The 20527-nt window shown below is 74.6% G+C and carries 5 protein-coding genes; 4 read left to right on the forward strand and 1 reads right to left on the reverse strand.

Annotated features, from left to right (window positions below; translation table 11 throughout):
* Positions 1-41: 41 nt before the first annotated feature.
* Both L6E12_RS08835 and L6E12_RS08840 read left to right on the forward strand, forming a co-directional pair.
* Positions 42-737 (forward strand): class I SAM-dependent methyltransferase, encoded by a 696-nt coding sequence (locus L6E12_RS08835; protein ID WP_236227392.1) that lies wholly within the window; start codon positions 42-44, stop codon positions 735-737.
* Positions 738-842: 105 nt separating this feature from the next.
* Positions 843-2015 (forward strand): cytochrome P450, encoded by a 1173-nt coding sequence (locus L6E12_RS08840; RefSeq protein ID WP_236227393.1) that lies wholly within the window; start codon positions 843-845, stop codon positions 2013-2015.
* Between the two features lie 40 nt (positions 2016-2055).
* Here the strand turns inward: L6E12_RS08840 and L6E12_RS08845 are convergent, their stop codons facing one another.
* Entirely contained in the window at positions 2056-3288 is a 1233-nt protein-coding gene (locus tag L6E12_RS08845; protein WP_236227394.1) for an acyltransferase, read from the reverse strand.
* A gap of 288 nt (positions 3289-3576) precedes the next feature.
* Here L6E12_RS08845 and L6E12_RS08850 point away from each other — a divergent pair, with 288 nt between their 5' ends.
* Both L6E12_RS08850 and L6E12_RS08855 read left to right on the forward strand, forming a co-directional pair.
* The gene (locus tag L6E12_RS08850; protein ID WP_236227395.1) at positions 3577-4770 is read left to right on the forward strand and encodes a cytochrome P450; all 1194 of its coding nucleotides are present in this window, start codon (positions 3577-3579) and stop codon (positions 4768-4770) included.
* A 31-nt stretch (positions 4771-4801) separates the two neighbouring features.
* Positions 4802-20518, forward strand: a complete 15717-nt coding sequence (locus L6E12_RS08855; RefSeq protein WP_236227396.1) for a type I polyketide synthase — start codon at positions 4802-4804, stop codon at positions 20516-20518.
* Positions 20519-20527 lie beyond the last annotated feature (9 nt).

Below are 20527 nucleotides of genomic sequence, written 5' to 3' on the forward strand. Positions count from 1 at the left end.
CCTGGGGACGCAGTCAATCGTCGACACGAGGGACGGATCCGATGGCCGACAACGCTTACCAGCACTTCGACGCGACGACCGTGGACTACGAGCGGGCCTACCGGGAGACCGCGCTGGTCGAGGGCGTCGTGCTGGAGCGGATGCCCTGGGACATCGGCGCCCCGCAGCCGGTGCTGGTGGAGCTGGAGGCCGCGGGCCGCGTGTCCGGCGACGTGCTCGACATCGGCGCGGGCCTCGGCGACAACGCGATCTTCCTCGCCAAGCAGGGCCACCGGGTGACCGGCCTGGACGTCGCGCCCACCGCCGTGGAGAAGGCGCGGGCCCGCGCGGCCGAGCAGGGCGTCGCGGTGACCTTCGCCGTGGGCAACGCGACCCGGCTGGACGGCCACGACGGCGCGTTCGACACGGTGACCAGCAGCCTGGTGTTCCACTGCTTCGGCCCCACCCAGCGCCGCGAGTACGCCGACGCCGTCGCGCGGGCGCTGCGCCCCGGCGGCAGGCTGCTGCAGTGGTGCTCCCGCGGCGACGCGGCGGGCCCGGAGCCGATCACCGAGGAAACCATCCGCACCGCCTTCAGCGGTCCGGAGTGGACGATCAACTCGCTGCGCGCCCAGTACCTGACCACGGAGGTGCTGTCGGAGCCGCTGCGCCAGGACTACCAGGGCAAGAAGCTCGACACCGACGACGCGGGCGCCACGCTGCTGCCGATCTGGCTGCTGGAGGCGACGCGCGCCTGACCCCCGCGCGCCCGTCGCCCGTGAGCGCGCGGCCGGTGGTCCCGCCGGAGTCCGCGCCTCGGCCCGCGTTCGACCCGCCGTGAACCCGCACCCGAGGTTGCCGACATGACCGAAACGCCCGCGCGCCTGCCCACCGCCCGCCCGACCGGCTGCCCGTTCGACCCGCCCGCCGAACTGGCCGGGCTGCGCGAGCGGGGGCCGCTGACCCGCATGGTGTTCCCGGACGGCCACCTCGGCTGGCTGGCCACCGGCTACGCCGCGGTGCGGACCGTGCTGTCGGACCCGCGGTTCAGCCACCGCAACGACCGGCGGCACTGGCCCCTGGCCGACATCGGCCAGGGGCTGCCGCCGATCCCCGGCGACATGCTGCACATCGACCGCCCGGAGCACACCCGGTACCGGCGGCTGCTGTCGGGCAGGTTCACCACCCGGCGGATGCGCCGGTACACCCGCGTCATCGAGCGGATCGTCGCCGACCGGTTGGACGACATGGAGCGGCGCGGCGGTCCGGTGAGCCTGGTGGAGGTCTTCGCCCGCCCGGTGCCGATGCTCTCGGTCTGCGAACTGCTCGGCGTGCCGCCCGGCGACCGCGACCGGTTCCAGCCACCGACGACGGAGGAGATCCCCACGACCTTCGTGGACATGGGCTTCACCGACATGCAGGACTACTTCCGCGGGCTCATCGCCGCCAAGCGCGCGGCGCCGACCGGTGACCTGCTCAGCGACCTGGCCACGTCCGAGCTGACCGACGAGGAACTGTCGGGGCTGGCCGCCATCATGCTGATGGCGGGCGTCGAGTCGACCTCCAGCATGTTGACCCTGGGGACGTTCGCGCTGCTGACCCACCCCGACCAGCTCGCGTCCCTGCGCGCGGAACCCGACCTCGCCGATCGCGCCGTGGAGGAGCTGATGCGCTACCTGAGCGTCATCCACACCGGTTCCCGGGGCGCGCTCGAAGACGTCGAACTGGCGGGCCAGGTGGTCAGGGCCGGTGAGACGGTGGCGGTCTCGTTGCAGTCCGCCAACCGCGACCCGGCCCGGTTCGCCGACCCGGACACCCTCGACCTGCACCGCGACGCGGCCGGGCACCTGGGGTTCGGCTACGGCGTGCACCCGTGCCTGGGCAAGCAACTGGCGCGCATCGAGATGCGCGCGGCCTTCCCCGCCCTGTTCACCCGCTTCCCGACCCTGCGGCTCGCGGAGCCCGCCGAGGACGTCGAGGTGCGCGACCCCTCGCAGAACGTCCACGGCGTGCAGCGGCTCCTGGTCACCTGGTAGGCCGCCCCAGCCCCGTGGAGCCGGGCACCACGGGGGACGGTCAGCTCTGCCCCGCGAACCGGGTCAGCAGCTCGCGGATGCGTTCGAGTCGTTCGACCTGCGCGGCATCCTTCTCCGGGAAGGCCAGGTCGATGCCCAGGCGCCCGTTGAAGGTGCTCGCCACGTAACCGCGGGCCGCCTCGAACGCCGCGGGTGCTTCCCTGATGTGGGAACAGGAGTGGAAGTTGGTCAGCTCCACCCCGTCCGGCGACCGCAGCGGTGGTATCGGGCCCCAGTTGGTCAGGCTGATCACGGCGGGCGCCGGGCCGGGTGGCGGTTGGTGCTGCCACGGGCCGGAGGACAGCCGGTTGACCAGGTCCACCATGTCCAGGAGGCTGCGCTGCATCGAGCCGTCGGCCAGGCCCGCCCGCAACTGCTCACCGACCACCCGGCCGATCGCCACGGCGTCGGGTTCGGTTCCGGGCGGAACGGTGAACCGCCCGCCACCGACCACGTTCGCGCCCTCGGTCGCACCGACCGGTGGCGTGAGGCGGTTGCGCAGGTTCACGGTGAACCTGAGCGCCAGGTCCGTCACCGGCAGCTCGCGCAGCTCGGCTTCGACGAGCAGGATGGCGCCGGACAGCAGGCCGTTCAACGTCACGTCGTTGCGGCGGCTGAACTCCACCAGGGCCGTTGTCTCCGCCGCCGTCAGGCGCAGTTGCGCCATGTGCCGGACGAGCACGACCAGTTCGGGCTTGCGCTGGGCGGGTACGGCCGCGGGCGCCGGGGCGGGGGAGTGGATGCCGCGCTCGGCCAGCAGGTCCTCCAGCGGCCGGGGGTACGGGTGGCGGGGCAGCTCGACCGGCACGCCGTTGACCGCGTCGGTGTAGCAGGACCACAGCGCCGCGAGCACGTGCAGGGAGTGGTCGGCGTCGGCGACGCTGTGGTGGGTCACCAGGGTCACGCTCGCCCGGTCGCCGTCGCGCACGACGTTGACCGCGCTCAGCCCCCGGTGCTGGTCCAACCGCACCCCCGTCATCGGGCGGTCGGGATCTCCCTCGTGGAACTGGACTTCGGGGCTGTCGTCGGATTCCACGACGAGGACTTCGCCGTCGCGGGTGTCGAGCCGGGCGGCGAGTTGGGGGTGGGCGCGGCACACGGCCGCGTAGGCCGCGCGCAGGGCGCCCTGGTCGAGTCGGCCCGCCGTGCGGACCGTGTACCCCACGTGGATCTCCTTGTCGGCGTAGACCTTCTCGGTGGGTGTCAGCGCGCGCCAGATTCCCGCTCGTGTCATGGATCAGCCTCCCAGGCCAGGCTAGAAGGGTTGGGGGAGCGGGACATCCCCCAGTCTGGTGGTGACCGGACCGACCCCGCAGAGGCGGTCCCCGGCCTACCAGGTTGGGGGATGCCCGGTGGTCAGGGCCCGTCTAGCGTCATCCACGAGAGTGACGAGTCCATGCCCGCGGTGCGCAGTCCAGGTTCGCGGAATTCGGCTGCTCGGTCCACGGTCCCGCTCGCACCGGTCAACGGGGTTGTCGCGGCCCGGGGCGGATGCCGGTCATCATCCTGAGTGGAGGGTTCCATGAGCGACGCGATCTCCTACGAGGTGCCGTGGGCGCGGACCCACCGGTTCGACCCCCCTTCGGTCTTCGACTCCCTGCGCGCCGAGCGCCCGCTGGCGCGCATGGTCTACCCCGACGGGCACGAGGGCTGGATCGTCACCAGCCACGAACTGGTGCGCAAGGTCCTCGGCGACCCGAGGTTCAGCCACAGCACGGAGATCGGCCACTTCCCGGTGACGCACCAGGGGCAGCTCGTGCCGACCCACCCGAGCATCCCGGGCATGTTCATCCACATGGACCCGCCCGAGCACACCCGGTACCGGAGCCTGCTGACCGGTGAGTTCACCGTCCGCCGGGCGAACCTGCTCAAGCCCCGGGTCGAGGAGGTGGCCGCCGAACAGGTCGCGGTCATGCGCGAGAGCGGCGCCCCGGTGGACCTGGTGACCGGCTTCGCCCGGCCGCTGGTGCTGCGGGTGCTGGCCGAGCTGGTCGGCCTGCCCTACGGCGAACGGGACCGCTACGAGCACGCGCCGACCCTGCTGCACGACCCGGACGCGGACCCGGCGGAGGTGGCAGCCGCCTACGGGGCGGCGAGCGCGCTGTTCGTGGAGGTCATCGAGGCGAAGCGGAAGGACCCGGGGGACGACCTCATCAGCCGCCTCCTCGCCGACGGGCAGCTCAGCACCGAAGAGCTGTGCAACATCGTCCTGCTGCTGCTGTTCGCGGGTTTCGAGACCACGGAGAGCGCGCTGTCCGTCGGTGTCTTCGCGCTGCTGCACCACGAGGACCAGTTGGCCGCACTCCGCGCGGACCCGTCGAAGCTCGACGCCGCGGTGGAGGAACTCCTCCGCTACCTGACCGTGAACCAGTACCACACCTACCGCACCGCGTTGGAGGACATCCCGCTGCACGGCGAGGTGGTCAGGAAGGGCGACTCCGTCACGGTGTCGCTGCCCGCCGCCAACCGCGACCCGGCCAGGTTCGGGTGCCCCGGCACGCTGGACATCGATCGGGACACCGCCGGGCACGTGGCGTTCGGCTTCGGCATCCACCAGTGCCTCGGGCAGAACCTGGCGCGTGTCGAGCTGCGGGCGGGCCTGGCTGCGCTGATGCGGGAGTTCCCCGGCCTCCGGTTGGCCGTCGCGTCCGACGAGGTCCCGTTGCGGCTCAAGGGTTCCGTCTTCGCGGTGAACAGGCTGCCCGTCTCCTGGTGACCCCCCTTCCTCCGAAAGGATTCGCGGCATAGTGCGCACCGACCTCATCAGGCCACTGCCCGTCGCACTCCTGGAGAACGCGACCTGCTCCCCGGACAAGGTGGCCTTCGCGGACGACCGGCGGGTGGTCACCCACCGCGACTTGGAGGCGCGCACGCGCAGGCTGGCCGGGCACCTGGCTGGTCTCGGCACCCGGCGCGGGGACCGGGTGGCCATCTGCCTGGGCAACTCGGTGTCCACGGTGGAGAGCTACCTGGCGATCGTGCGCGCCGCCGCGATCGGGGTCCCGCTCAACCCCGCCTCGCCGCCCGCCGAACTGGAGTACCTGCTGGCCGACAGCGGCGCCGCGGTGGTCATCACCGACCCCGCGCACGCGGAGGGGGTGCTGGCCGCGGCACCCGGGGTCACGCTGCTGGTGACCGGTGACGCCGCGGGTGCCCACTCGTACGACGAACTGGCCGTGGTCGAGCCCGCCGAACCGGCCCGGGACGACCTCGGCCTCGACGACGTGGCCTGGATGTTCTACACGTCGGGGACCACCGGTCGACCCAAGGGCGTCCTGTCGACGCAGCGCAACTGCCTGTGGTCCGTCGCCTCCTGCTACGTGCCGATCCCGGGGCTGACCGACCGGGACCGGGTGCTCTGGCCGCTGCCGCTGTTCCACAGCCTCTCGCACATCGCGTGCGTGCTGTCGGTGACCGCGGTCGGTGCCACCGCGCGGATCATGGACGGCAGCTCGGCGGCGGACGTGATCAGCGCGCTCCGCGAGGAGGGCACGACCTTCCTGGCGGGTGTCCCCACCACCTACCACCACCTGGTGGCGGCGGCCAGGGCGAACGGGTTCTCCGCGCCCGCCCTGCGCATCGGCCTGGTCGGCGGGGCGGTCACCGGCCCCGGGCTGCGCCGGGACTTCGAGGAGACGTTCGGGGTGCCGCTGGTCGACGCCTACGGCAGCACCGAGACCTGCGGGGCCATCACCGTGAACCCGCCCGGCGGCGCCCGGGTCGACGGGTCCTGCGGCCTGCCCGTGCCGGGCGTGGGGGTGCGCGTGGTCGACCCCGGCACCGGGGCCGACGTGCCCGCGGGCGTGGAGGGGGAGGTGTGGGTCAGCGGGCCGAACGTCATGGTCGGCTACCACAACAGCCCGGAGGCGACCGCCGCCGCGGTGCGGGACGGCTGGTTCCGGACCGGGGACCTGGCCCGGCGCGACGAGGCGGGCTACTTCACCATCTGCGGCCGGATCAAGGAGTTGATCATCCGCGGTGGGGAGAACATCCACCCCGGGGAGGTCGAGGCGGTGGTGCGCGCCGCCCCGGGCGTCGCCGACGCGGCGGTGGCGGGCGCGGCGCACGACGCGCTGGGGGAGGTGCCGGTCGCGTACGTGGTCCCCGGCCCCGCCGGGTTCGACGTGCGGGCGGTGGTCGACCTGTGCCGCGAGCGGCTCGCCGCCCACAAGGTGCCGGACCGGGTCCACGAGGTCGCCGCCATCCCCCGCACCGCGTCCGGCAAGGTCAAGCGGCGCCTGCTGGCCGACCGACCGGGCAGGCTGCGGTACGCGGCGAGCGGGCACCACGACGCGCTGATGAGCCTCGACTGGGTTCCGGTGGCGGCACCGGCCGACCCCGGACCCCCGAGCTGGGCTGTGGTGGGCCCCGGGGCGGCCGAGCTCGCCGCCACCCTGGGAGCCGGGGTGCGGTGCCACCCGGACCTGGCCGCGGTCGACGCGGTGCCCGACGTGACGGTCCTCCTCCAGCCCGAGCCGGAGGACTCGATCAGCGCGGGCCGCGAGAACGCCCGGGTCCTGGCCGAGCAGGTGCGGGCCTGGCTGGCTCGGCCCGAGTCGGCTGCTTCCCGGTTGGTGGTCCTCACTCGCGGCGCGGTCGCGGCTGCCGAGGCGGACGGTGCGCAGAACCTGGGCCAAGCGGCGCTCTGGGCGGTCGTCCGGTCCTTCCAGGAGGCCCACCCGGCGTCGCTCACCGTCCTCGACACCGATGCGGACCTGCGCCGGGAAACCCTGCTGGCCGCGATCGCGTCGGGGGAACCGCAGGTGGCGGTGCGGTCGGGTGCACTGCTCGTTCCCCGGCTGACCCGCCTCCCCGTGGTCGACCGGCCGCAGGCGCCGTCGTGGCCGGGAGCCGCGGGCACCGTGGTGGTCACCGGAGCGGACACCGAGCACGGCGCCGCGATCGCCCGCAGGCTGACCGCGGTCCACCAAGCGGACAACCTGCTCCTGGTCGACGACCGGGACCCGGAGGCACTGGCGACCGCGTTGGGCGACCTGCGGCACCCGGTCACCGCGGTGGTCCACACCGCCGACGACCCCGAACTGGCCCTGCGACTCGGTGAGCTGACCGAAGGCGACGACCTCGCCGCCTTCGTCGTGGTCTCCGACACCGCCGGGTTGCTGGGCTCACCCGACGACCCCGGGGCGGCCGTCAACGGGATCGTGTCCGACGCGCTGGTGCGGAACCGCAGGCTGCGGGGACTGCCGGGCTCCTTCCTCGCCTGGGGTGACCGGCCCGGCGACCACGGGACGGCAGACGACATCGGAGGGCTGCTGTCCGCCTTCGACCACGTCATCACGACGAACTGCCCGTCGCTGCTGGCGCTGCGGCCGGGCACCCCGGCCCGCGTCCCCGCGATCCTCAGCGCCGTGGTCGAGGCGCCCGCCCGGCAGAGCCTGCCCGACCCGGCCGTCACGGCGGCGCTGCGGGATCGGCTGTCCGGGTTGGACGAGCGCGCGCAGCGGGCGCTGCTGGAAGACCTGGTCCGCACCCGGGCCGCCGCTGTGCTGCGACAGCCGGTCCCGGCCGACCGCGCCTTCCGGGACCTGGGCTTCACCTCGCTGGCCATCGTCGAACTGCGCGACCGGCTGGCGGAGAGCACCGGCCTGCGGCTGCCCACCACCGCCGTCTTCGACCACCCCACCCCGGCAGCGCTGGCAGCCCGCCTGCGCGCCGAGGTCCTGGGGGACACCCCTTCGGTGACCGAGTCGGTTTCGGCGGCTGACCCGGGTGAACCGCTCGCCATCGTGGGCATGGCGTGCAGGCTGCCGGGCGGGGTGGCGGGGCCGGAGGACCTGTGGCGGTTGGTCAGCGAGAGCCGGGACGCGGTGTCGGAGTTCCCCACCGACCGGGGGTGGGACCTCGACGGGCTCTTCGACGCAGGCGGCCGGTCGGGGACCTCGTACGCCGACCGGGGTGGCTTCCTGCACGGGGCGGGTTTGTTCGACGCGGGGTTCTTCGGGATCTCACCGCGTGAGGCGTTGGCGATGGACCCGCAGCAGCGGGTGTTGCTGGAGACCTCCTGGGAGGCGCTGGAACACGCCGGGATCGACCCGGCCGCGCTCAGGGGGACCGACGTCGGGGTCTTCTCGGGTCTGATGGGCCAGGGGTACGGGTCGGGGGGCGCGGTCCCGGCTGAGCTGGAGGGCTTCGTCACCACGGGGGTCGCGTCGAGCGTGGCCTCGGGCCGGGTGTCGTACGTGTTCGGGTTCGAGGGCCCGGCGGTCACCGTGGACACGGCGTGTTCGTCGTCGCTGGTGGCCATCCACCTGGCGGCGCAGGCGTTGCGGCAGGGCGAGTGCTCGATGGCGCTCGCGGGTGGTGTGACGGTGATGGCGACGCCGGGGTCCTTCGTGGAGTTCTCCCGGCAGCGGGCGCTGGCACCGGACGGGCGGTGCAAGGCGTACTCCTCCACGGCGGACGGCACGGGCTGGGCCGAGGGTGCCGGTGTGGTGGTGTTGGAGCGGCTGTCGGTGGCGCGTGAGCGTGGGCACCGGGTGTTGGCGGTGCTGCGCGGCAGCGCGGTGAACCAGGACGGGGCCTCCAACGGGCTGACCGCGCCCAGTGGTGCCTCGCAGCAGCGGGTGATCCGGCGCGCGCTGGCCAGTGCGGGCCTGGTCCCGTCCGATGTGGACGCGGTGGAGGGACACGGCACGGGCACGGTCCTGGGCGATCCGATCGAGGCGCAGGCGTTGCTGGCCACCTACGGGCAGGACCGGGAACAGCCCCTGTGGTTGGGGTCGCTCAAGTCGAACATCGGTCACGCCCAGGCGGCGGCGGGTGTGGCCGGGGTGATCAAGGTGGTGCAGGCGCTGCGGCACGGGGTGCTCCCGGCGACGCTGCACGTGGACGCGCCGACGCCTGAGGTGGACTGGTCGGCCGGTGCGGTGGAGCTGTTGACGGAGGCCCGGGAGTGGCCGCGCGGTGATCGGCCGCGTCGGGCGGGGGTGTCGTCGTTCGGGGTCAGCGGGACGAACGCGCACCTGATCCTGGAGGAGGCGCCGCAGGAGGTGCCGGACTCCGGGGGAGTGCTGCCGGACGGGGTGGCGCCGCTGGTGGTGTCGGCGCGCAGCGCCGGATCGCTGGCGGCGCAGGCGGGGCGGTTGGCGTCTTTCCTGGAGTCGGACGGGGTCTCGCTCGCGGGTGTGGCCGGGGCGTTGGTGTCGGGTCGTGCCGTGCTCGGTGAGCGCGCGGTGGTGGTGGCGGGTTCGGAGCGGGAGGCGTTGGCGGGGCTTCGCGGCTTGGCTCGTGGGGAAAGCGCTGCTGGTGTGGTGACCGGTGGCGCGGATGACCTGGGCAAGGTCGTGTGGGTGTTCCCGGGGCAGGGGACGCAGTGGGCGGGGATGGGGCGGGAGCTGCTGGACTCGTCGCCGGTGTTCGCCGAGCGGGTTGCCGAGTGCGCGGTGGCGTTGGGGCGCTGGGTGGACTGGTCGTTGGTGGACGTGCTGCGCGGCGAGGTCGAACCGGAGTTCCTGGAGCGGGTTGACGTGCTCCAGCCCGCGAGCTTCGCGGTGATGGTGGGGCTTGCTGCGGTGTGGTCGTCGGTGGGGGTTGTGCCGGATGCGGTGGTGGGCCATTCGCAGGGGGAGATCGCGGCGGCCTGTGTGGCGGGGGCGTTGTCGCTTGAGGACGCGGCTCGGGTGGTGGCGTTGCGCAGCCAGGCCATTGCCACGGGGTTGTCCGGGCGTGGCGGCATGGCGTCGGTGGCGTTGGGGGAAGAGGACGTTGTCGGGCGGTTGAGGCCGTGGGCGGGTCGGGTGGAGGTGGCGGCGGTCAACGGGCCGTCATCGGTCGTGGTCGCGGGGGAGGCCGCAGCGCTGGACGAGGTGGTGGAATCCCTGGCCGGTGCGGGGGTTCGGGTTCGGCGGGTGGCGGTGGACTACGCGTCGCACACCCGGCACGTGGAGGACATCCGCGACACGCTCGCCGAGGCGCTGGGCGGGATCACCGCGCGGGCGCCGCAGGTGCCGTTCTTCTCCAGTGCGCTCGGCGACTGGGTGCGGGACGTCGGAGTCGTGGACGGGGACTACTGGTACCGGAACCTGCGGGACCAGGTGCGGTTCGGGGCCGCCGTCGGCGAGCTGCTCGACAGCGGGCACGGGGTGTTCGTGGAGGTCAGCGCCCACCCGGTGCTGGTGCAGCCCATCGCCGAGATCGCCGCCGACGCCGTGGTGGTCGGCTCGGTGCGGCGGGACGACGGCGGCCTGCGGCGGCTGCTGGTCTCGATGGCCGAGCTGTTCGTGCGCGGTGTCGCGGTGGACTGGGCGCCGGTGCTGCCCGCGGGCGCGGCGTCGGCCCGGGTGGACCTGCCGACCTACGCGTTCGACCACCGGCACTACTGGCTCCAGGCGGCCGAGTCGGGCACCGACGCGGCGTCGCTGGGGCAGGCCGCGGCCGACCACCCGCTGCTCGGCGCGGTCGTCGGCCTCCCGAACTCGGCGGGCTTCCTGGCCACGGCCAGGTGGTCGCTGCGGACGCACCCCTGGCTCGCGGACGACCCGGGGTCCGACGCCGTCCCGGTGCCGAACGCGGCGCTGGTCGAGGTGGCCATCCGGCTCGGTGACCTGGTCGCCACCCCCACCCTCGCCGAACTGACCGTCGACCGGCCCGTGGTGCTGCCCCGGCGGGGCGGCCGGGCCGTCCAGGTCGTCGTCGGTGAGCCCGACCGGGCGCGGCGGCGGTCGGTGGAGGTCCACTCCCGCGCCGCCGACGCCCCGGTGGACGAGCCGTGGACGCGGCACGCCCACGGCACGCTGGCCCCCGCCCCCGCCTGGGTGGCGCCCCCGAACACCGGGCCCACCACCGAGGTCGCCCTGGACGTCCGCGACGCGGACCGCTACGGCCTGCACCCCGCCCTGCTCGACGCCGCTGTCCGCACGGTCGTCCCCGACGGCATGGTCCCGTCCACGTGGACCGGGGTGAGCCTGCTGGCCTCGGGTGCCACCGGGCTGCGCGTGCGACCGGGCGCGACGTCGGCGGCGGGAACCGGCCTGGAGCTGACCGACGCCACCGGACAGCCCGTCATGACCGTCGAAGCGGTCCTGGGCACGCCGTTCTCCCCGGAACAGGCGGGGACGACCGGCGACTCCCTGTTCCACGTGGACTGGGTCGAGCTGCCGCTCCCCGCCGTGGACCGAGTCCCCACCACCGTCTCCGTGGCGACCGCCGAGGACGTCACCGCCTCGGCGTCGGGTGACTGGGACGTCCTGCGCCACGACGTCACCGCCGCCGACCCCCGCGCCTCGGTCGCCGCGGCGCTGGCGGTGCTCCAGACCTGGTTGGCGGAACCCGCCCTGGCGGGCACCCGGCTGGCCGTGGTGACCGGGGAGCACACCGGGCTCGGCGCGGCCGCGGTGTGGGGGCTGGTGCGCTCGGCGCAGTCGGAGCACCCGGGCCGGATCGTGCTGGCCGACCTCGACGACACCCGGTCCGCGCTGCCCGCCGTGCTGCTGACCGGCGAACCGCAGGTGCGGGTGCGCGACGGGGTGGCGCGGGTGCCGCGCCTGGCGCGGGTGGCGCGTCCCGGAGCCGGGCAGCGCCCGCTCGACCCCGACGGCACCGTGCTGATCACCGGCGGCACCGGGACGCTCGGCGCGCTGACGGCCCGGCACCTGGTCACCGCGCACGGCATCCGGCACCTGGTCCTGCTCAGCCGCCGCGGCGGCGCCCCGGAACTGCGCGACGAGCTGACCGCGCTGGGCGCGTCCGTCACCACCACCGCCTGCGACACCGCCGACCGGGCCCAGGTCGAGGCCGTCCTGCGCGCCATCCCGGCCGAACACCCGCTCACCGCCGTGGTGCACACCGCCGGGGTCCTCGACGACGGGGTGCTCACCGAGCTGACCCCGCAGCGCGTCGACACCGTGCTGCGGCCGAAGCTGGACGCGGCGCTGCACCTGCACGAGCTGACCCGCGACCTCGACCTCGCCGCGTTCGTGCTGTTCTCCTCGGCGGCGGGTGTGCTGGGCAACCCCGGGCAGGCCAACTACGCCGCGGCCAACGCCTGCCTGGACGCGGTGGCCCGGCAGCGGCACCGGCTCGGCCTGCCCGCCGTGTCCCTGGCCTGGGGCTACTGGAGCGCGACCAGCGCCATGACCGAGCACCTGGGCGCGGCGGACCTGCGCCGCAACCGGGCCATCGGCATGGTCGGCCTCGACGCCGCCGAGGGCATGGCCCTCCTCGACGCCGCGCTGCGCACCGACGCGGACACGCTGGTGGCCGCCAGGTTCGACGTGCCCGCCCTGCGGGCGGCGGCGGCGCGGGAACCGGTCCCGCCGCTGCTGCGCGGCCTGGCCCCGTCGCCGCGACCGGCGGCCCGCGCCGCCGCCCCGACCGGGACCCTGGGCGAGCGCATCGCCGGTCTGGGCGACGCCGAGCAGACCGAGGTCGTGCTCGACCTGGTGCGGCGGCACGCCGCCGAGGTGCTCGGGCACTCCGGCGCCGACGCCGTCCATCCTGCCCGGACCTTCAAGGACGCCGGGTTCGACTCGCTGACCGCGGTGGAACTGCGCAACCGGTTGGCCACCGCGACCGGGCTCACCCTGTCCCCGGCGATGGTCTTCGACCACCCGAAGCCGGTGGCGCTCGCCGAACACCTGCGCGCCAAGCTCGTCGGCGCCACCGCCCACCGCCCGGCCGAACCCGCCGCCGCGGCGACCGACGAGCCGATCGCGATCGTGGCCATGGCGTGCCGCTTCCCCGGGGGCGTGCACAGCCCCGAGGACCTCTGGCGGGTGGTGGCCGACGGCGTCGACGCCGTCACCGGGTTCCCCACCGACCGCGGCTGGGACACCGACCGGGTGTTCAACGCCGACCCCGACCACGCGGGCACCACCTACGTGCGCCACGGCGCGTTCCTCGACGACGCCGCCGGGTTCGACGCCGCCTTCTTCGGCATCTCCCCGAACGAGGCCCTGGCGATGGACCCGCAGCAGCGGCTGCTGCTGGAGACGTCCTGGGAGGCGTTCGAGCGGGCCGCGATCGACCCGACCACGCTGGCCGGGCAGGACGTCGGCGTGTTCGTCGGGGTCAACAGCCACGACTACAGCGTGCGGATGCACCGGGCCGCCGGGGTCGAGGGGTTCCGGCTCACCGGCGGCTCGGGCAGCGTCGTCTCCGGCCGCGTCGCCTACCACTTCGGGTTCGAGGGCCCCGCGATCACCGTCGACACGGCGTGCTCGTCCTCGCTGGTGGCGCTGCACCTGGCGGCCCAGGCCCTCAACCGCGGCGAGTGCTCCATGGCGCTGGCGGGCGGGGTGATGGTGATGGGCACCGTGGAGACCTTCGTCGAGTTCTCCCGGCAGCGCGGACTCGCCCCGGACGGCCGGTGCAAGGCGTTCGCCGACGGCGCGGACGGCACCGGCTGGTCCGAGGGCGCGGGCCTGCTGCTGGTGGAGCGGCTGTCGGACGCCCGCCGCCGGGGCCACCGGGTGCTGGCCGTGGTCCGCGGGTCGGCGGTGAACTCCGACGGCGCGTCGAACGGCCTGACCGCGCCCAACGGCCCGTCGCAGCAGCGGGTGATCCGCACGGCGCTGGCCAGGGCCGGGCTGCACGCCTCGGAGGTGGACGCCGTGGAGGCGCACGGCACGGGCACCGCGCTCGGCGACCCGATCGAGGCGGAAGCCCTCCTGGCCACCTACGGGCAGGGCCGCGACCCGCAGCGCCCGCTGTGGCTGGGGTCGGTGAAGTCGAACATCGGGCACACCCAGGCGGCGGCCGGGGTCGCGGGCGTGATCAAGGTGGTCATGGCGATGCGCCACGGCGTCCTGCCCAGGACGCTGCACGTGGACCGGCCGTCGACCGGCGTCGACTGGTCGGCGGGCGCGGTGGAGCTGCTGACCGAGGCCCGCGACTGGCCGCGGCCCGACCGCCCGCGCCGGGCCGGGGTGTCCTCGTTCGGCATCGGCGGCACCAACGCGCACGTCGTCGTCGAAGAGGCCCCCGACCGGCCGGTCACCCCCACCCCGGAACCCGGGCCGGAACCGGCGGTCGTGCCGGTGCCCGTGTCGGCGCGGACGCCCGCCGGGCTGCGCGGCCAGGCCGACCGGCTCGCCCGCTTCCTCGCCGACCGACCCGACGTGCCCCTCGCCGACGCCGCCCACGCGCTGGTCACCACGCGCGCCCGACTCGACCACCGCGCCGTCGTCCTGGCGACCGACCGGCGGCAGCTCTGCGCCGACCTCAACGCCTTCTGGCGCGGTGAGACGAGCCCCGCGGTCGTGTCCGGCACCCCGGCCGCGGGCAAGCTGGCGGTCCTGTTCACCGGTCAGGGCAGCCAGTGGGCGGGCATGGGCCGCGAGCTGGCCGGGGCGTTCCCGGTCTTCCGCGACGCCTTCGCCGCCGCGTGCGGTGCCGTGGAGGAACACCTGCCCGCCGCGCGTCCGCTGCGCGAGGTCGTGTTCACCGCACCGGGTGACCTGCTCGACCAGACCGGGTACACGCAGGGCGCCCTGTTCGCCGTGGAGACCGCGCTGTTCCGGCTGCTGGAATCCTGGGGGGTGCGACCCGACCTGCTCGCGGGCCACTCCATCGGGGAGATCACCGCCGCGCACGTCTCCGGGGTGCTGGGGCTGGCCGAGGCGGGCGAGCTGGTCGCCGCGCGGGGCCGGTTGATGCAGGCGCTGCCCGGGGGTGGCGCGATGGTCGCCGTCCAGGCGACCGAGGCCGAGGTCGCTGCCCTGCTGGTGCGGGACGCGGTGTGCGTCGCGGCGGTGAACGGCCCCGACTCGCTGGTGCTCTCCGGGGCCGAGGACGCCGTGCTGGCCGTCGCCGGGGAACTGGCGGGCCGTGGCCGCAAGACGCGGCGGCTGCCGGTCAGCCACGCCTTCCACTCCCCGCTCGTGGAGCCCGCGCTCGACGGGCTCCGCGCGGTCGCGGAGACGCTGTCCTACCGGCCGGGCACCCTGCCGATCGTCTCCACGCTGACCGGCGACCTCGCCGCGGACGGCCTGCTCACCACCCCCGGCTACTGGGTCGACCAGGCCCGCCACGCGGTGCGGTTCGGCGACGCCGTCACGTCCCTGCGCGAACGGGGAGCGACCACCTTCCTGGAGGTCGGTCCCGGGGGCGCGCTCGCCGCCATGGCGCTCGGTGTGCTCGGCGGACCGGAGCAGAGCTGCATCGCCACCCTCCGCAAGGGCGGCGCGGAGACCACCGGGGTCCTGACCGCGCTCGCCGAACTGCACGTGCGCGGGGTGCCCGTGGACTGGGCGGCCGTGCTCGACCGGCCCGCCACGGTCGAGGTGGACCTCCCCACCTACGCGTTCCAGCACCAGCGGTACTGGGTCGAATCCGGCGCGGAAGCGGTCGTGCCCGCTGACAACCCGGCCCCGCACCGGGTGCCGGGTGCCGACGGCCAGACCTTCGCCGACCGGCTGGCCGGGCTGGCGGGCGCCGAGCAGCTACGCGTGGTGGCGGACCTGGTCCGGGAGAGCACCGCCGTTGTCCTGGGCCACCGCGAGGCGGACGGGTTCACCGAGGACCAGTCCTTCCAGAGCCTGGGCTTCGACTCCCTCAGCGCGGTCAGGCTCCGCAACCGCCTGCACGACTCCACCGGGCTGGACCTGCCCAACACCCTGGTCTTCGACCACCCGACCCCCGCACTCCTCGCGGCCCACCTGCGGGCCGAACTGCTCGGTGAGCAGGCGGCGCCCGCCCGGGTTCCGGCATCGGTGGCCGACCCCGACGAGCCGATCGCGATCGTCGCCATGAGCACTCGGCTGCCGGGTGGGGTGGACAGCCCCGAGGAGCTGTGGGAGCTGCTGGTGCAGCGGCGGGACGCGGTGTCCGGCTTCCCGGTCGACCGGGGCTGGGACCTCGAAGCGCTGTACCACCCGGACCCGGACCACCCGGGCACCAGCTACACCCGCTCGGGCGGGTTCCTCCACGACGCCGCGCAGTTCGATGCCGGGCTCTTCGGCATCTCCCCGCGCGAGGCGCTGGCGATGGACCCGCAGCAGCGGCTGCTGCTGGAGACGTCGTGGGAGGCGTTGGAACGGGCGGGCATCAACCCGCTGTCCACCAAGGGAAGCGACGTCGGCGTCTTCACCGGGATCGTCCACCACGACTACGTGACCCGGCTGAACCGGGTGCCCGAGGACGTCCAGGGCTACCTCATGACCGGTACGGCGTCGAGCGTGGCATCCGGCCGGGTGTCCTACGTGTTCGGTTTCGAGGGCCCTGCGGTCACGGTGGACACGGCGTGCTCGTCATCGCTGGTGGCGATGCACCTGGCCGCGCAGTCGCTGCGGCGGGGCGAGTGCTCGATGGCGCTCGCGGGCGGTGCGACGGTGATGGCCAGCCCGGACGCGTTCCTGGAGTTCTCGCGACAGCGGGGCCTGTCGGCGGACGGGCGCTGCAAGGCGTACGCGGACGGCGCCGACGGCACGGGCTGGGCAGAGGGCGTGGGTGTGGTGGTGTTGGAGCGGCTGTCGGTGGCGCGCGAGCGTGGGCACCGGGTGTTGGCGGTGCTGCGCGGCAGCGCGGTGAACCAGGACGGGGCCTCCAACGGGTTGACCGCGCCGAACGGGCCGTCGCAGCAGCGGGTGATCCGCAGCGCGCTGGCGGACGCCGGGCTGTCCCCGGCGGACGTGGACGTGGTCGAGGGCCACGGCACGGGGACCGCGCTGGGCGACCCGATCGAGGCGCAGGCGTTGCTGGCCACCTACGGGCAGGACCGGGAACAACCGTTGTGGTTGGGGTCGCTCAAGTCCAACATCGGCCACGCGCAGGCGGCGGCCGGGGTCGCCGGGGTGATCAAGGTGGTGCAGGCGCTGCGGCACGGGGTGCTCCCGGCGACCCTGCACGTGGACGAGCCGACTCCCCAGGTGGACTGGTCCGCCGGCGCGGTCGAGGTGCTGACGGAGGCCCGGGAGTGGCCGCGCGGCGATCGGCCGCGTCGGGCGGCGGTGTCGTCGTTCGGGGCCAGCGGGACCAACGCGCACCTGATCCTGGAGGAGGCGCCCGCCGACGGAGCCCGACCGGTTCCTGTGGAGGCGCTGCCCGGTGGTGTGGTGCCGCTGGTGGTGTCGGCGTGGAGCGCCGGTTCCCTGGCGGGTCAGGCGAGCCGACTGGTGTCTTTCCTGGACTCGGGTGGGGTGCCGTTGGCGGAGGTGGCCGGGGCGCTGGTGTCCGGTCGTGCGGTGCTGGCGGAGCGGGCCGTGGTGGTGGCGGGCTCGACCGGGGAAGCGGTGGCCGGGTTGGGGGCGCTGGCGCGGGGTGAGAACGCGGCCGGTCTGGTGACCGGTGCGGTGGCCGGTGCGCCGGGCGGGGTCGTGTGGGTGTTCCCGGGGCAGGGGTCGCAGTGGGTGGGGATGGGCCGGGAACTGCTGGACTCCTCGCCGGTCTTCGCCAAGCGGGTCACGGAGTGCGCGGCGGCTTTGGAGCGGTGGGTCGACTGGTCGCTGGTGGACGTGCTGCGCGGCGACACCGATCCCGCGTTGCTGGAGCGGGTGGAGGTGTTGCAGCCCGCGTGCTTCGCGGTGATGGTGGGGTTGGCGGCGGTGTGGTCGTCGGTGGGGGTTGTGCCTGGCGCTGTGGTGGGTCACTCGCAGGGGGAGATCGCGGCGGCCTGTGTGGCGGGGGCGTTGTCGCTTGAGGACGCTGCGCGGGTGGTGGCGTTGCGCAGTCAGGCGATTGCCACGGAGCTGTCCGGGCGCGGGGGCATGGCGTCGGTGGCGTTGGGGGAGGCCGACGTGCTCGCGCGGCTGGAGCCATGGGCGGGCCGGGTGGAAGTGGCGGCGGTCAACAGCGGGTCCTCGGTGGTGGTCGCGGGGGAGGCCGCAGCGCTGGACGAGGTGGTGGAGTCGTTGTCCGGTGCGGGGGTTCGGGTGCGGCGGGTGGCGGTGGACTACGCCTCGCACACCCGGCACGTGGAGGACATCCGCGATGCGCTGGCCGAGGCGCTGGGCGGGATCACCGCGCGGGCACCGGAGGTGCCGTTCTTCTCTACGGTGACCGGTGGGTGGGTGCGGGACGCCGGGGTCCTGGATGGTGGTTACTGGTATCGGAACCTGCGTGGGCAGGTGGGTTTCGGTGCGGCGGTGGCGGACCTGCTCGACCAGGGGCACGGCGTGTTCGTGGAACTGAGCGCGCACCCGGTGCTGGTGCAGCCGGTGACCGAGGTCGCCGACGCGGCGCAGGTCGACACGGTGGTGGTCGGGACGCTGCGGCGCGACGACGGCGGCCCGCGGCGGCTGCTGGCGTCGGTGGCCGAACTGTTCGTGCGCGGTGTGGCCGTGGACTGGGGCGGCGTGCTGCCCCCGGCGACCGGGTGGGTGGACCTGCCGACGTACGCCTTCGACCGCAGGCACTACTGGCTGCGGGAGGCGGACACCGACACCGACGTGGCCGAAGGCGAGGACTCCGACTTCTGGGCCGCCGTCGAGCACGCCGACGTCGACTCGCTGACCGGGTTGCTGGGGCAGGCGTCGACCGAGCAGCGCAGCGCCCTGGACACCGTCGTTCCCGTGCTGGCGCGGTGGCGGGAGAAGCGCCGCGAGGAGTCGACCGCCGACAGGCTGCGGTACCACGTCACCTGGCGACCGCTCGAACGCGAGGCCGTCGGCGTGCCCGGTGGCCGCTGGCTGGTCGTCGCACCGCCCGAGCACCAGGACGCCCTGCTGGAAGAGCTGACCGGTCAGGGGCTCAGCGTGGTCCTGCTGGAGGTCGACGCGGCCGACCGCACCCGGGAACGGCTCGCCGAACGGCTGGGCGGCGTCCTGGCCGACCACGACCTGACCGGCGTCCTGTCCCTGCTCGCCCTGGACCGGCTGGCGGAGGACCCGACCGCGATCGCGGCGTCGGCGCTCGCGCTGATCCAGGCCCTGGGCGACAGCGGCAGCACCGCGCCGCTGTGGTGCCTGACCAGGGGCGCGGTGAACACCGGCATCCAGGACGCCGTCGCCGCACCGGCCCAGGCGGCGCTGTGGGGCCTGGGCCGCGCCGCCGCGCTCGAACGCCCCGACCGGTGGGGCGGCCTGGTCGACCTGCCCGCCGCGACCGACCGGCGCACGGCCCGGCACCTGCTCGGGGTGCTGAACGACGCGGCCGGTGAGGACCAGCTCGCGGTCCGCCGCTCCGGCGTCTACACCCGGCGGCTGGTCCGCAAACCCGTGCCCGAGGCCACCGGGGACAACCGCTGGCAGCCCCGGGGCACCGTCCTGGTGACCGGCGGCGCCGAGGGGCTCGGCAGGCACGCCTCGGTGTGGCTCGCCCAGGCGGGCGCCGACCGGCTCGTCGTCACCACCGCGCCCGGGCACGACGTGGCGGGCCTGCGCGCCGAACTGGCCGGGCTGGGCCTCGACACCGCCGTGGAAACCTGCGACGGAGCCGACCGGGACGCGCTCGCCGGGCTGGTGGCCGACACGGACCCGGAGCAGCCGCTCACGGCCGTGGTGCACGCCGCCGACATCACGCAGACCAGTTCCGTCGACGACACCGGCCCGGCCGACCTCGCCGAGGTGTTCGGGGTCAAGGTGGACCCGGCGGTGTGGCTCGACGAGCTGTTCGAGGACACCCCGCTGGACGCGTTCGTCGTCTTCTCCTCGATCGCGGGCGTGTGGGGCGGCGGCGGCCAGGGCCCGTCCGGCGCGGCGAACGCCGTCCTCGACGCGCTGGTGGAGCAGCGCCGCACCCGGGGGCTGCGGGCGACCTCGATCGCCTGGGGCGCCCTCGACCAGATCGGGGTGGGCATGGACGAGGCCGCCCTCGCCCAGCTCCGCCGCCGCGGTGTGCTGCCCATGGCGCCCCGGCAGGCGGTCACCGCGATGGTCCAGGCGGTCCGGGGCAACGAGAAGTCCGTCTCGGTGGCCGACATGGACTGGGGCGCCTTCGTCCCCGCGTTCACCTCGGTGCGCCCCAGTCCCCTGTTCGCCGACCTGCCCGAGGCGGCGGCGGTGCTCCAGGCGGTCCAGCCCGACACCGGGAACAGCGACACCGCCGCCTCCCTCGCCGATTCGCTGCGGGCGGTACCGGACACCGAGCAGGACCGCATCCTGCTCCGGCTGGTCCGCGGCCACGCCTCGACGGTCCTCGGCCACGGCGGCGCCGAGGGCATCGGCCCGCGCCAGGCGTTCCAGGAGGTCGGCTTCGACTCGCTGGCCGCGGTCAACCTCCGCAACAGCCTGCACGCGGCCACCGGGCTGCGCCTGCCCGCGACGCTGATCTTCGACTACCCCACCCCGGAAGCGCTGGTCGGCCTCCTGCGCTCGGAACTCCTCCGGGAAGCAGACGACGACCCAGACAGCCGGGAGGACGACCTGCGGCGGGTCCTGGCGTCCGTGCCGTTCGCCCGGTTCAAGGAGGCGGGCGTGCTGGAGACCCTGCTCGGCCTGGCCGACGCGGAAGCCGACGCCGGTACCGGCGGCGCCGCGCCGCGGGTCGAGGCGGGCGCGGGCGACGCGGACCTGATCGACGAGCTGGACATCGCCGGACTCGTGCAGCGGGCCCTGGGCAAGACGAGCTGACCACCGATG

Source organism: Actinokineospora sp. PR83 (assembly GCF_021056305.1).
Taxonomy (GTDB): domain Bacteria; phylum Actinomycetota; class Actinomycetes; order Mycobacteriales; family Pseudonocardiaceae; genus Actinokineospora; species Actinokineospora spheciospongiae.

Excerpts from the sequence above, each read along its gene's own strand:
- L6E12_RS08840 (WP_236227393.1), top strand. The coding sequence starts at position 843 with ATGACCGAAACGCCCGCGCGCCTGCCCACCGCCCGCCCGACCGGCTGC.
- L6E12_RS08835 (WP_236227392.1), top strand. The coding sequence starts at position 42 with ATGGCCGACAACGCTTACCAGCACTTCGACGCGACGACCGTGGACTAC.
- L6E12_RS08845 (WP_236227394.1), bottom strand. The coding sequence starts at position 3,288 with ATGACACGAGCGGGAATCTGGCGCGCGCTGACACCCACCGAGAAGGTC.
- L6E12_RS08850 (WP_236227395.1), top strand. The coding sequence starts at position 3,577 with ATGAGCGACGCGATCTCCTACGAGGTGCCGTGGGCGCGGACCCACCGG.